The organism is Paenibacillus paludis, from assembly GCF_042610515.1.
In the GTDB taxonomy this organism is placed as follows: domain Bacteria; phylum Bacillota; class Bacilli; order Paenibacillales; family Paenibacillaceae; genus Paenibacillus_AQ.
This window is the reverse complement of record NZ_JBGJZP010000031.1, coordinates 22,685-36,421: the sequence shown is the minus strand read 5'-3', so window position 1 is coordinate 36,421 and position 13,737 is coordinate 22,685. Positions and strand designations below refer to the sequence as shown.

The window sequence follows — 13,737 nt, the reverse complement described above, 5'->3', positions numbered from 1 at the left end:
TTTGGCCTCCTAAATGGAATAGTTCAGTTCCGGTGTAATCCGCTTCAGGAACTGCTTCGTTCTTTCTTCACGCGGATGATTGAACAACTCTGTCGGTGTCCCTTCCTCAACAATCACACCGCCATCCATGAACACTACGTGATTAGCGACATCGCGGGCAAAACCCATTTCATGCGTCACGACAATCATTGTGATGCCTTCCTTGGCAATTTTGCGGATGACGGCCAGCACCTCGCCCACCAGCTCAGGGTCCAGCGCCGACGTAGGCTCGTCGAACAGAATCACTTCCGGCTCCAGCGCCAGGGCGCGGGCAATGCCTATCCGCTGCTGCTGCCCGCCCGACAGCTGGCTTGGATACGCGTCCAGCTTGGCTCCAAGCCCCACTTTCTCCAGCAAAGCGATACTCCGTTTTTTCACTTCCTCCTTCGGAAGCTTTTTGACGATAAGCAGCCCTTCCATCACGTTTTCCAGCGCGGTTTTATGCCGGAAAAGATTATACTGCTGGAAGACCATCGCCGTTTTTTGCCGCAGCTGATGAATCTCTTTTTTGCGTGCATGCCTGCAGTTCACTTTGAAATCGCCGATGGCAATCTCCCCGTCACTGGGCTTCTCCAGGTAGTTCACGCAGCGCAGTAGGGTAGTTTTGCCTGAGCCGCTGGGGCCGAGAATGACAACAACCTCGCCTTTGGTGACGGTTAAATCAATATTGTTCAGCACCTGATTCCGGCCAAACGACTTCGAAATACGCTCCAGCTTGATCATGCCACTCCACCTCGATTGTAAAGATTGATCCGTTTCTCGATCAGGGACGTCAGCCGCTCTATCAGGAATGTAAGCCCCCAGAAGATCAGTGCCGCCGCAAGATACGCCTCAAAGAACTTCCAGTTCGTCGAAGCCACAATCTGCGCCTTGGCGTTGATATCCACTACGGATACGGTAAAAGCAAGCGTTGACCCATGCAGCATACCAATAACGGAATTGGACAGGTTGGGCAGACTTGCCGCCAGTGCCTGGGGAAAGACAATCCGCCGCAAGGCCTGAGGGGTGGTCATGCCTATGGAATGTGCAGCTTCCAGCTGGCCCCGGTCCACGGCAAGCAGACCGGAACGGACGACCTCGGACATATAAGCACCAGCTGTAATTGAGAACGAAATATAGGCAAAACCGATCATCGGAACCGACACCGACCTGAACCCCCAGCCAAAGTGGGCGGCCAGTCCGTCAATAAGGACAGGAAGTCCGAAATAAATCAGCAGCAGATGCGTCAGCATCGGAGTACCCCGGATAAAGGTGACATACCCGACCGCCAGCGGATACAGGACAGGCACTCTGTAAATCCGGATCAATGCGACACAAATGCCGATAAGAAAGCCCACTGACACGGAGACAACTGTTATATATAAGGTGGTAGGAATAGCGCTCAAGATTTGCAGGAACGCCGTCCAGATAAATGATGGATCCAGTTTCATTATCCTGCGCCTCCTTTACCCGATCCCATTTCCGCAATAATGCGCCGGTAGGACCAATTTTTGTGGACTCTAAACGATTTTTTCTCAGGGGTGCTCCGCTTCTCATGCCGCAGCAGCCGGTGCTCCGCCACAAGCAGCAGCTTCTCAATCGTATAGCTGATGACCAGATAGATCAGGGCAAGGGCAATGTAGGTTTCGATAAAATGCTGTGTCAAGCTGCCAAGCGTCTGTGCTTTGCCCGTCATTTCCATCACACCGAGCGTGAAGGCCAGCGATGTATCTTTCAGCAGCGCAATCACCAGATTGGAGAATACCGGAATCGCGATGCCAAGCGCCTGCGGCAATACGATCCGCGTAAAAGCCTGGAACCCTGTCATTCCCGTAGCATAGGCAGCCTCCACCTGCCCCTTATCCACCGCCATCACAGAAGCCCGGATCATTTCTGACATGTATGCCCCCGTGTGCAGGCCGTAGGTTAGAATCACAAAGACAAGCACCGGCGTCCGGGTCATATCCACATGAACCAGTTTTAGAATTTCAGGCAGCCCGTAATAGAACAGGAAGAGCTGGATCAGAATCGGCGTTCCCCGGAAAAAAGAAATATAGATTTCGGAGCAGGTTTTCAACACCGGTACTTTGTACAGGCGGGGCAGAGCTACGAGAAAACCGACTATAATTCCTGCCAGCAGCGAGCAGGCGACAATCAGCAGTGTGGTGTTTAACGTCCCCAGCAGCTTAGGCAAAAATGAAAATACATAGCTGATATCAAATGGTTCGCCCATAAACTCTCTCCCTTCCCACACTCACAGGCTTAATCATTGAACCGAATTCGCTGTAACATCCGCACCCAGCCATTCCGTGCTCAGCTTGCCCAGTGTACCGTCTGTCTTAAGCTCCTTGATCGCACCGTCAATCGCATCCGACAGCTTCTGCGAATCAGCATCATCCTTGCGCAGCACATAGAGAATGTCTGCCGACGACAGCTCGTCGCCCGTTGCCTTCAGCTTGCTCTGCGGATCAATGATCGGCAGTACAAAATCGGCAGCCAGCGTGGCGTCTACACGGCCGGAGCTGATCTGGGCAGCTGTATCGTTAGCCGTACCGTTTTGGTACACGATATTAATCGCATTGTCATGCTCTTTATTGTAGTTCTCAAGAATTTGCGCCTGGGCACTGGTTGCACCCGTCAGCACCTTTTTACCTTTCAGATCATCCAGCGAATGGATCGACTCATTGTCCTTAGCCACCACAATGCGGTTTCTCCAGTGGGCGTAAGCTTCTTTGTTAAAAGAATACTTCAGCTCGCGCTCCGGATTTTTTTCCATAACATGGGCGACCAGGTCGATTTTTTTGGTTTCCAGACTCAGCAGCAGGTTGCTGAAATCCATCGTCTGCAGTTCGAATTCATATTCCGGCAGGCGATTGTCAATTTCTTTAATCAGCTCCACATCAAACCCGGTCAGCTTGCCGTTCTCGTCGATGTAGCAGACTTTTGGAAAACCTGTGCCTGTGCCCACGATGATCTTCGTTACCTTAGCCGGCTCTGCCGAAGCATTACCCCCTTGCGCATTAGCAGGTGCTGCTGTTTCTGCCACATTCCCGCTCTTGCTGCTGTCCGTGTTGCCACCGCCTGCACTGTTGCTGTTATTTCCGCAGCCGGCAATCGCCAGCGTGAGTATTGATGCAAATACCAGTGAGATTGACTTCTTCATGTTTCTATCCCCTTTGAATGAAATGTGGTTTGTTTATAAGTGTCTTTTTCAGCAGATACATGATGCCGTCGCCATTTTGCGGGTCAAGCTCCAGGAACCGTTCATAACCCCGCCGCTCATACATCTCAACCAGCCACGGATGTTTTTTCGCCGTTGCCAGAGTGACTTCAGGCGAGCCCAATTGTCCGAGAATAATATGCTCCTCTACCCAATCCAGCAGCTTTCCGCCGTAGCCCTTGTTGCTGTATTCCGGACTCACGGCGAACCATTTGATAAAAGGCAGCGGGCTGAACTTCTTGACCTCTTCTTCTTTTGACAAAGTGATTGTCGCAATAATCGTTCCGCTGACCTCAAGCACATAACACTCATTGATTGAAATATTGTCTTCAATCATCGCCAGATCGGCGTTTGCCGCCGGCCAATGCAGCCCCAGTTCACGAATCAGCTGATAGGCACGATATGTAATATCCAGTAATTGCTCCGCATCCTTCTGTTCTGCCAGCCGGTATACTTCACCCATCGCATGCCCTCCAACCTTTCGGATTTTAATTTTATAATCCCTATCGAATTAGTCGTGATTATGATTATGCAATTAACTTTATCACCGCAGGTATCCATGTGCTAATAGAGTTTTTTAATACATCTATACAAGAAGTCGATCGCCGGCTTTACCTATGCTAAGTTCCAGCAGGGTTTCGATAAACTCCGCATTTTCCCCGTTCAGGGAAATCAGGCTGGTCCGCAGCGAAATCCCTTCCGTCTCCGCGATATCTACCCGGATCAGCGTCCCTGCCGCCACTTCCTCCTGCACACTGAGTGCCGGTAGAAAGCAAATCCCCGCTTGTTTCAGCACCAGCTTCTTGGCCGTCTCCAGGTTATCCACCTGATATTCAATATTCGGCGGCTGCTCCATACTCTCAAATACACGGTGCAGCCGCATCCAGTCCAAAGAGCCGCATTCAAAGAAAACCAGCGTCTCCTGACGGATATCCTGTATTGAGGCACGGTCTCCCTTGGCCAGGTGATGCCCCTTGTGCACATAGAGCGAAATAGGGTCCTCGCAGAATGGAAAAGCCTGAATCGCCGGATTTACGACTTTACGGATAAAAGCCAGATCGAGCTCCTTCGACTTCAGCTTGCTGATCAGCACTTCCGTAGACGCTGTCGTCAGCTTGATCGTGATATGCGGATACCTGCGCTTCAGATGAAGCAGCAGATGGGGCATCAAATAATTGGACACCGAGACAGTGCTGCCGATTCTCAGCTCATTCGGAATTTGTCCTTTCGATTGTATTTGATGCTTGCCGGTTTGATAGACCTGGAGAATCTGCTGGGCATAGGGGAGGAACTGCTTGCCTTTATCGGTGAGATTAATCTGCTTGCCCAGCCGGTCAAATACCCGGCAATCCAGCTCCCGTTCGAGCGATTGTATGCGGGCGGTAACTGTCGGCTGCGAGATATACAGGACTTCGGCCGCTTTATTGAAGCTTCCATAATGGTTGATGTACACAAAGGCCTCAATATTTTCAATGTTCACACCTAGCCCCCCTTAGTCGGTTTTAATTTTACTATTCCGATGAATTAACAATGATTTATGGCGATGCGTTCTTATAGATTTTGTATATATCTTATTCACGGCATATTTTTTTGTCAACACATATTCCGTGTATTTCAGTCGGATTTCCATTAAATAAGTCACAAAGATGGATAGAACTTTTCTATTCATTTATCAGAATCATTAAATTCCTCTTATGTCTATGCGATTTGTCAGTTATAATAACTTCACTCGCCTGATCTTTCTACCTGACTTATGTAAGGGAGGTATATCGTGAATATGTCAAAAGAGATCATTATTCGTGACGCTGCAGATAATGAGCGCGAAGCCATCGCCGAAGTGCTGCTGTCCGCATACAGCCAATATTCTATTGACATGTCTGAGCCGCAGTGGGAAGCGTACCGGAATTCAATCCTTGATTCCGTACACGGTGATGCCCCGTTCGCGCGGATCATCGCTGAAACCGGCCAGCAGATTGTCGGCAGCGCATTGTTGTTCACCTCCTCGGAAACGGCCTACGGCAAGCCGGAGCTTGGCATCCACTCCCCTGTACTGCGCCTGCTTGCCGTCTCCCCTGACGTACGCGGCCGCGGCGTTGCTGCACTCCTGATTCGGGAAGCCGCCCGGAGATCCCGTGGGTTGGGCGCCTCCACCCTGAACCTGCACACCTCGGATATGATGGTCTCGGCGATCAGGCTCTACGAACGGCTGGGCTTCAAACGGCATTTCGAGACCGATATTATGAACGGGAATACTCTGGTTAAAGGTTTCCGGCTGGATCTGCAATCCTTCCCCGGTGCTGAGAGGAAACAACCCCTAAATCGAGTAGGAGGCTACTCATTAGCTGAGTAGCCGACCTCTCACACCACCGTACGTACCGTTCGGTATACGGCGGTTCAACCGTTTGAGTGCAATTGACGTAAAAGCTCGTACTGCGCAGGAAAGTCATAATAACCTGCCTGTGCGAGCTTTTCGTTTGTTATAGAACGAGACAACACCGGGCTTCCGGCGAGGCGCCAATATCCTAGACGGGAGTTCCCCCACTGGTAGGCCTGCCACTGTGATATCCCCAGCTTGCGCAGGCTTTGTACCTTGGTTCTCGGCTTCTTCCATTGTTTCCAGATATACATTCGGAGTCGCCTTCGCAGCCATTCGCCCCACCTTTGCAATATTCGTTTCATGTCAGCCACATAGTAGTAACCGATCCATCCGCGAATGTAGACTTTTACCTTCTCCATGACCTCTCGAACATTCCTGCCCTGACTGCGGCTCGTGAGTTCTTTTAGCCTCTTCTTTGCTTTTGCGAGGGATTGCCCGTGGACGCGAATATACACGCCGCTTCTATTCTTTCCCAAGGCAAAACCAAGAAACTTGAAATGCTTCCACGCCACTACGCTGACCACCTTGCTTTTCTGCGCATTCATCTGGAGTTTCAGTTTGTCCTCCAGGTACTTCCCGCAGGACTCCAGAAGCCGCGTAGCTGCCCGTTTGCTTTTAGCGAGCACTACGATATCATCCGCATACCGGATAACATTCACTCCACGCCCTTTCATCTCCTGGTCGAATTCGTTCAGATAGATGTTCGCGAGCAGCGGGGATAAAGGGCCTCCCTGCGGAGAGCCTTCCTCCGTTTTGCAGTGCACCCCATTCTCCATGACTCCACTTTTCAGATATTTCTTAATCAGATCGGTTACACGCTTGTCCTGGATTTGTTTACGTAAAAGACTCATCAGCAGTTCATGGTTCAGTGTGTCAAAATATTTGGAGAGGTCGATTTCTACTGCATGGCTGTAGCCCTGTTCCGCATAATCTTTCACTTTTCGAATGGCTTGCTGGGCACTCCGCCCGGGGCGGTAGCCGTAGCTTCCCTCCGAAAAGAGCGGCTCAAGCAGCGGCTGTAGCTGCTGGGAAATCGCCTGCTGAATCACCCGGTCTACGACCGTGGGGGATGCCCAGTTTCCGGACTCCACTTCCATCGGGTTTAGGGATTTCCTTGCGCCGTACCGGCTTTGGCTTGTACCTACCTTCCCGGATGCTTTGTAAAAGCTCGTCTCTATGCTCCTGCAGCCATGGCAGCGCGTCTTCTACGGTCATTCCGTCGATTCCGGGCGCTCCATGGTTGCGTTTAACCTGCTTGTAGGCTCTGTTCAGATTTTCTCTGTCCAGAATCTGCTCCAGTAGGTCCGTTGCACCGCCTCTTTCTCTACGTTCCCGAATGCCGGTGCTCTGCACTCCCGCATGCTCTTCGCGTTCCACGCTATCCCTTTGCGGGCAGTCCTTTCGGTATTCTGCTTTCATCGCGCCGACTCTCCTTCCTGTCTGTACTCGAGACTTACGATTGTTCAGCCCTTCCCGAAAAAAAAAACTTCCTGGTACTATGGCCTCTGCTGACTTCTCACAGTAAGCTTTACTCCGTCTTTCGGATTTTTTTTCTCCTACCGGGCGTCTGTGAGATCTCCCCGGGTAAGAGCGATAACCTTCCCCTCATCCATCTGCCACATTTACATCCTAGGATTCGGGCAGTATTGGACTTCGCTTTGTTGGGCAAGCTCGTCCGTCCCACGATGCCTTCTATGTGATTTCTGTTCGTCAGACCAAGGGTTTGCTTCCGGCTTCCTTCAGATTCCGCCTCGCGGCGGACACCCTTGCCTTCAGCTAACAGTTCCTACTGCCAAGTCTGTAGCGGACTCTCACCGCCAAGTTATCGCCCATGCCGGGCGCACCCACAAGAATAGGCTAGCCCATGGGCCAGCCTATTCTTGCAAAGATGTTGAACTTCCTCTTACGTCGTGAGAATCCGTTTGTCCTTGGCCGCCTTCAGCCAGTGCGGAAATTCATTGAGCAGCCTGTCGTACAGCTCGTCATCCGATACCCGTTCAATCCGGTCCAAGTGAACAAAGTCCGCATTGTCCACGACTCTGCCGGTCATGTTGTCCAATCCTTCGAGCACTTCGAAATCCGAATTGCCGATCCCGACAAACTGCCAGAATATCGGCTGGACGGCTGCCTTCATAATCACCTTTTTGGTTAATTTCAAGACGCCTCCGTCATTGATAAATATGATAAATACCGGAGTAGAATCCTTATCTTCTTTGGTATACTTGCGGATCACATCCTCCATCACCGGAGGTTCATTGTTCCGCCCGAATTTATGAATCGAAGGATTTTTTAGAATATGTCTTTGTACATATTGTTCAAAGTCCCGTTCCGTAACCGGGGGCAGCCGGCTGAATTCGTTATCGTACACCCAGACATCCAGCGAGCCATTGTCGTCAAATTTGCAGGCAACGGCCAATATCCGTTCTACGACCTCCTGCACGATGCCGCGGGCATACAGATCTCTCATCGAGCCGCTGATATCCAGCACAACCCCAACCCGGGCCGTTACTCCGGTCAACTGCTTCTTTTCGAGTGTGAACTGAACTATCTTTTTGCGCAGATCAATGGTAGACAGGACAGAATTCTTTACAGGTTCCGGTGGAGCAGACAGCTCGGCTGGTGCTGGCGGCGGCGTTGGTGAAGGCGGTTCAAGCGGTGCCAGCACTTCAGCTGCAGCAGCAACCTCCGCAGAACCTACCTCTTCCACTTCAAGTCCAAAATTGACGCATAGAGCAGCCAAGCCTCCATTAAAACCGCTGCCGATGGCGTTAAACTTCCACTCCCCGTTATGGCGGTATAATTCTCCTGCTACGATCGCTGTCTCATCGGATAAATCAGAGCCATACTCAAAACGGAGCAGTTCCTCGCCGCTCTGACGATCCTGGAGCTTCAGATAAAGGCCGGATACATCTTTCATGCGGTGATTCAGCTGTTCGCCTTCATAGATAGTCAATGTCAAGGCGATCCGGGCAACCTGCTGCGGCAGACGGGACAATGAAACCGAGAGACTTTCCTTATCTCCCTGGTTCAAGACTGTGTGTGTTACGGCTCCATCCTGTGATACCGGATTTCCATAGAAAATAAAGTCCTCATCACGTTCGCAGCGTCCCCGCTCCGACAACAAAAATGCAGCGGCATCTATTCCCATCTCTTGATTAGCGGTTGACCATCCGAAGGATAATGTAAGCTCATTTACGTTTTTCCCTTTTGTTACATCTACCTTTTGACCCTTTAGCAGCTGCTGCATAGCCTCATCTCCTCATCCCTCGATGTACTCTTCCAATTTTTCATATATAAGGAATATCATACTCACAAGGTTTTGTAAAATTGCTAGATTGTATTTACCCCCTCACTACTTTAGTATTAATGATATACCTGATAGATAAGGGGCTTTACCAAATGAACTTTACAGCAATTGACTTTGAGACGGCGAATTCCAGCCGCTCCAGCGCCTGCTCCCTGGGTCTTGTCCAGGTTAGAGAAGGTGTTATTACAGCCGAGCATGTCTGGCTGATTGACCCGCGCCAGCGGTTTGACGGGATGAACATTGCTATTCACGGGATCACGCCCTCAATGGTCCAGGGGCAGCCTACTTTTGCTGAGCTGTGGCCCTTGCTCGAACCGCTGCTGCAAGGCGAAATCGTCGTGGCGCATAATGCCGCCTTCGATATGAGCGTGCTGCGTTATTGTCTGGACGCCTCAGGGACCAGCTACCCGAATTTTCAATATATGTGCACCTATCTGCTGGGAAAAAAAATGCTCCAGGAGTTGCCTTCCCATAAATTGAATGTAATCTCACAGCATTTCGGTATCCGCCTGAAGCATCATGACGCACTCGATGATGCCCGGGCTGCGGCTATTATCTTATTGAAGCTGATGGAACAGCAGCAGCAATTCGAACCGCTGCTGCTCGCGGACAGTCAAGGCTATAAAGCCGGAACGATGTATTCGGGCGGATATACTCCTTTTAAATCACCACCCAAAAAAGCAGCAAAGAAACCCGGCAAAAAACGGGTTCCACTGCTCCCTGCAGCACCTTTTGAGCAGCAGTTCTGAGACAGCCCGGCAACCCGCTGTGGATCAAAATAAAGAGCAGGTCTTCTCCGTTACTCAAGAAGACCTGCTCTTTGCGTTTTTTTGACGATTCTAGATTTTCGACCGGTAAACCGCCTTGTTCTCCAGTCCGCGGATAAACGGTGTCCATTCTTCTGTTTCCGGGGTCGTATCCAGCGCATCCTCCACCATCTGCAGCTTGGCATCCATCGCATCGATATGATGCAGCGCCACCGCTTCCGCCGTTTGCGGCTGAACAGGGCTTCCCCATTCGCCTAGATTATGATGGGATAAGACCAAATGCTGCAGCGCGATAACCTTTTCCGAATCCAGAGTAAAACCCAAACGAATCGCGGCCTCGGTAATCCAGTTCGACGCCATCGAGATATGGCCGATCAGCTTCCCCTGCACACTGTAATCCGACACAATGCCAAACTGGGAAATCATCTCCTCCGGCTTGGCGATATCATGCAGAATGATCCCCGCCTTCATCAGATCAGGGTTCAGGAACGGACGCTGTTTGCAGAGAAAATCACCAATCTCCAGCATCCGCACCATATGATAGGCAAGTCCGGCAAAATAAGCATGGTGATAGGTCTTGGCTGCGGGATAATGCATCAGCTTCTCTTCCACCTTACCGACACAGAAGGAGACGATTGCGGAAATCTCCTGATCGGCAATGCTGCTCATCACCCCTTTAATCGTATGGATAAGATCAACGGGACGGATTGGCGCAGACCGGATAAAATCAGTGAGCGATACACCGTCCGTCTCATTGGCCAGTCTGATCTTGGTAATCTTGACCTGCAGCTTCTCACGATAGGTATGTGCTATGCCGCGCACCTTCACCAGCGCCATAGGGAAAAAGGTTTCTTTATCAGTTGTGCTGACATCCCAATATTTAGCTGTTATCTGACCGCTTGAATCACCGAGTACAATATCAAAATAATCCTTTGGAGGAGTACCGTTTGTCTGTTTGAGCGTCAGCTCCCGTAACAGATAGAACCCGACAAATTCGTCCTGCGGAGATAGCTGTTTAATTAGTGTCATGTTGGAGCCTCCCATTACTAGCAGGTATTATATCCTGCTGTGTATATTAAACTTTTGACATTCACCTTCGAAATCCCTTTAAATTACTATACGATAACGATTCATAATTATGCCCGGGCCTGTACCAAGCCGGTCAATAGCCTTTGCTTACAGCATAAAAAGAGGCTATCCAGAGCCATTTACAGGGCCTGAATAACCTCCTCATAGACGTTGCTGTATTATTTGCCTGCTGCTTCCAGCGCAGCTTTGATTGCTTCTACTGCTTTGGCGGAAACATCCTTCTCAGCATCATTGGCTCCGAAGGCTGCCGGACGGTATCCGTATTTATGCAGGCCATTCGTGCTGGAAGTGGACTCAATTTCTGTCTTCACCGCAAGCTCAGCCGGTGTTAATAGATATGGGGTCTTCACTTTTCCGGCACCGTCAAGATAATAGACCAGCATCAACACAGGAATGTTATTTTTGACAGTAACCATAACATTGACGGATTTGTCGGCACTTGCTCCAATGAAAATTCCATCAAAGTAAGCTGCTTTGTCGGTTTCTACAACTTCAGCTTTACCGTAAGCTCTGTCTACAGCAGCTTTCAGTGCATTGCTGCTGCTTGTAGCGCCGGAGATGGCATCTACCGATTGTACACCTTCTCTTGTTCCTGCAGCAAGGAAGCTGGTAGTCAGCTGCGGAATTGCTTTTTGAACTTCAGCATAAGCCGCTTTACCTAAATCCACCATATTCATACCTACACGGGAAAGAGCAACATTCACAATCTTGCCGTTGCGCAGAGTTACATCTGCTCTGTTGGTTCCTTTATCATAAGCATCACCGAAAGCGGTGAAAGTGCCGTCTTTATAAGTGCCTTGTACTTTGGAAGCATTGGTCAAAGCGTCTGTCAGAGCTGCTTTTGCCGCTTTGGACAAAACTTCTTGACCCGGAACATCCGTCAAATCCACGCCTTGTTCAAGCAAACCTGCAGTCAGCAGTCCGACTACAGTTTTTTGTTCAGGTGTCAGCTTGTCATCGGCAATAATTTTGCCGTCAGCTGCAAAGAGGCTTACTTTAATGCCGCTTACTTTGTCGGCAGCAATGTCGACCAGCAGCAGGACTTTGTTCTGGTTGTCTACGCCGGCGAATTTGCCTTCAAAATATTTGCCTTCTGCAGGAACTTTCAGCGCCTTCTCGAAAGCTCTTTCTACAGCTTGGTTCCAGCCATGGCTGCTTTCGGTAGCGCCGGAAATACCGTCTACCTTTTCATCATAATTGGCCAAATAAGAACCGTTGGCAAGCAATTTGGCTGTCATTGGTGCATTTGCTTTTACAACTTCTGCATAAGCAGTTGTGCCTCTATCTACCAGATTGGAACCCAGTCTGTACAGCTTCACATCTACCAGCTTGCCGTTGCGGATAACGATATCGGCTCTTTCCACGCCTACGCTTCTTGCAGTACCGTAGGAAGAGTAGAATCCGTCAACATAAGCGGAAGTGTTATTGATGAGGGCGTTCTGCTCTGCATCCCAGAATGCCTGGATTGCAGCTTTGGAGTCAGCTTCAAATCCGGCTACAGGTTGTGCGGACGAACCGTTTGCGAGCAGTACAGACGTGATTGCCGCAATCGCTGCAGTTTGCTCTGCAGTGTAGGTTTTTTCATCCGCGAAATCTCCGCTTGTTGTCAGCGGGTACAGTTTAACCGCAGTCAGCTTGGTGGCATCGTAGGTTGCAAATACCGCATATTTACCTTGAGGGTCAATACCCATGATGTCGCCTTCGAAATAAGTGGCGTCAGCCGGTTTTACTTTCAGCGCTCTTTCAAAAGCTCTGTCTACCGACAATTTCCAGCCGTTGCTGGAGCGGGTTGCACCGGAAACAGCATCCACTGCAGCAGCTCCAACTCTTGTCTTGCCGAGCAGTCTGTCTTTCATCAGACCATATGCCGCCCAGAGGCCGCTGTAATTCTCACGGACATTTCTGTCGATCAGCTTCGGAGATGTTCTCAGCAGATCAATGGAAGCGATTTTGCCGTCTTTAATCGTTACTTTCGCGCCTTCGGTACCTTTGGAGTAAGCATCGCCGTAAGCTACATATACCCCGTCTTGATACACATCTTGTTGAACCGTTACAGGCTTAGCAGTAGCGGCCGGTTTAACTGTTGCAGTTGGTTTAGCTGTTGCAGTCGGTTTAGCCGTGGTAGCTGGTTTAGCTGTTGCAGCTGGTTTAGCCGTTGCAGTCGGCTTAGCCGTTGCAGCTGGCTTAGCTGTTGTAGCTGGTTTGGCTGTTGCAGCTGGCTTCGCTGTTGCAGCTGGCTTCGCAGTCGCTTTGGGCGTTGCAGCCGGTTTCTTTGTTGCTGCTGGTTTTTCAGTCGCTTTGGGCGTTGCAGCCGGTTTGGCTGTTGCCTTTGGTGTTGCTTCCGGTTTAGCCGTTGCTTCTTCCGAAGCGGCAGAAACCGCATCCACCTTCAAATTCAGTGCAGGTGCATTAATTGTGTAAGCGATTGGCGCAAGCAACAAGGCTGCGCTTACAGTCAAAGAAATCAGTTTTTTCAATGAGTATTCTCCTTTACCATATCCCCAGTAGTATGTAGCACTTTACAGCTGATCTTCCGTTTGGCCGTCTCTCATCCCTTCTTAAGAAGAAGATCCTGCTTCCTCCTAAGAGGTCATCCCCCCTTTCCCGTCCTCCCGTTAGCTATCCCATGCACCATAGAAGAGCTCTTACGAATATCCCATTCAAAAGGTGAAACAATTCACATATATAGGTGAATTAATTCACATTTATTAGTTCATGTCTGCTAGAGGCAATTTCTGGCTTGATGGTATCAAATCAAAGCTTGGCTTCTCTGTACATAAAATCACACACCCTATTAGAAACATCACTATTTTCATTTTATTTTAATTCAATAAATTTTTTATCTCTCAAATACTCCCATTTACTCCGTCATATGATAATAATGTGATGTCCTGTATTGTACTTACAAAGAGGATTATGATACTTTATAACGATGTCATGTTAATGTAAAGGAGCGTTC

General features: G+C 49.8%; 13 protein-coding genes and 1 pseudogene. 2 read left to right on the top strand and 12 right to left on the bottom strand.

Annotated features, from left to right (window positions below; translation table 11 throughout):
* Positions 1 to 9: 9 nt before the first annotated feature.
* The 6 genes from ACAN56_RS33235 to ACAN56_RS33210 all read right to left on the bottom strand — a co-directional run bounded on the left by ACAN56_RS33235 (position 10) and on the right by ACAN56_RS33210 (position 4,718).
* Positions 10 to 762, bottom strand: a complete 753-nt coding sequence (locus ACAN56_RS33235; RefSeq protein ID WP_379148112.1) for an amino acid ABC transporter ATP-binding protein — start codon at positions 760 to 762, stop codon at positions 10 to 12.
* The gene (locus tag ACAN56_RS33230) at positions 759 to 1,469 is read right to left on the bottom strand and encodes an amino acid ABC transporter permease (protein WP_038587370.1); all 711 of its coding nucleotides are present in this window, start codon (positions 1,467 to 1,469) and stop codon (positions 759 to 761) included. Before ACAN56_RS33230 ends, ACAN56_RS33235 begins: the two co-directional genes overlap by 4 nt.
* The gene (locus ACAN56_RS33225) at positions 1,469 to 2,251 is read right to left on the bottom strand and encodes an amino acid ABC transporter permease (RefSeq protein ID WP_038587368.1); all 783 of its coding nucleotides are present in this window, start codon (positions 2,249 to 2,251) and stop codon (positions 1,469 to 1,471) included. Before ACAN56_RS33225 ends, ACAN56_RS33230 begins: the two co-directional genes overlap by 1 nt.
* Positions 2,252 to 2,284: 33 nt before the next feature.
* Positions 2,285 to 3,181: a transporter substrate-binding domain-containing protein gene (locus ACAN56_RS33220; RefSeq protein ID WP_038587366.1), complete on the bottom strand. Its 897-nt coding sequence runs from the start codon at positions 3,179 to 3,181 to the stop codon at positions 2,285 to 2,287.
* A gap of 4 nt (positions 3,182 to 3,185) precedes the next feature.
* Positions 3,186 to 3,701: a GNAT family N-acetyltransferase gene (locus ACAN56_RS33215; RefSeq protein WP_038587364.1), complete on the bottom strand. Its 516-nt coding sequence runs from the start codon at positions 3,699 to 3,701 to the stop codon at positions 3,186 to 3,188.
* A 123-nt stretch (positions 3,702 to 3,824) separates the two neighbouring features.
* Positions 3,825 to 4,718, bottom strand: a complete 894-nt coding sequence (locus ACAN56_RS33210; RefSeq protein ID WP_379148108.1) for a LysR family transcriptional regulator — start codon at positions 4,716 to 4,718, stop codon at positions 3,825 to 3,827.
* A 297-nt stretch (positions 4,719 to 5,015) separates the two neighbouring features.
* On the opposite strand from ACAN56_RS33210, the gene ACAN56_RS33205 reads away from it, so the two are divergent.
* Positions 5,016 to 5,588 carry a GNAT family N-acetyltransferase gene (locus ACAN56_RS33205; RefSeq protein WP_379148157.1) on the top strand — a complete coding sequence of 191 codons (573 nt, stop codon included), beginning with the start codon at positions 5,016 to 5,018 and terminating at the stop codon, positions 5,586 to 5,588.
* 44 nt (positions 5,589 to 5,632) lie between these two features.
* Here ACAN56_RS33205 and ltrA read toward each other — a convergent pair whose 3' ends face one another.
* The 4 genes and pseudogenes from ltrA to ACAN56_RS33185 form a co-directional block, all read right to left on the bottom strand.
* A complete protein-coding gene (ltrA, locus tag ACAN56_RS33200; RefSeq protein ID WP_379148106.1) occupies positions 5,633 to 6,712 on the bottom strand; it encodes a group II intron reverse transcriptase/maturase in 1,080 nt (359 codons plus the stop codon).
* Positions 6,621 to 7,034 (bottom strand): hypothetical protein, encoded by a 414-nt coding sequence (locus ACAN56_RS33195; protein WP_379148104.1) that lies wholly within the window; start codon positions 7,032 to 7,034, stop codon positions 6,621 to 6,623. The genes ltrA and ACAN56_RS33195 overlap by 92 nt, the downstream gene beginning before the upstream one ends.
* A gap of 484 nt (positions 7,035 to 7,518) precedes the next feature.
* Positions 7,519 to 8,190: a vWA domain-containing protein gene (locus ACAN56_RS33190; protein WP_379148154.1), complete on the bottom strand. Its 672-nt coding sequence runs from the start codon at positions 8,188 to 8,190 to the stop codon at positions 7,519 to 7,521.
* Between the two features lie 201 nt (positions 8,191 to 8,391).
* Positions 8,392 to 8,862: pseudogene (locus ACAN56_RS33185) on the bottom strand (TerD family protein); the annotation flags it as partial.
* Between the two features lie 152 nt (positions 8,863 to 9,014).
* Between ACAN56_RS33185 and ACAN56_RS33180 the strand changes: the two are divergent.
* A complete protein-coding gene (locus ACAN56_RS33180) occupies positions 9,015 to 9,671 on the top strand; it encodes a 3'-5' exonuclease (protein WP_038587358.1) in 657 nt (218 codons plus the stop codon).
* 90 nt (positions 9,672 to 9,761) lie between these two features.
* On the opposite strand, the gene ACAN56_RS33175 is transcribed toward ACAN56_RS33180, so the two are convergent.
* Together ACAN56_RS33175 and ACAN56_RS33170 are read right to left on the bottom strand one after the other, a co-directional pair.
* The gene (locus ACAN56_RS33175; RefSeq protein ID WP_038587356.1) at positions 9,762 to 10,718 is read right to left on the bottom strand and encodes a 3'-5' exoribonuclease YhaM family protein; all 957 of its coding nucleotides are present in this window, start codon (positions 10,716 to 10,718) and stop codon (positions 9,762 to 9,764) included.
* Between the two features lie 218 nt (positions 10,719 to 10,936).
* Entirely contained in the window at positions 10,937 to 13,255 is a 2,319-nt protein-coding gene (locus ACAN56_RS33170) for an FMN-binding protein (RefSeq protein WP_379148101.1), read from the bottom strand.
* Positions 13,256 to 13,737 lie beyond the last annotated feature (482 nt).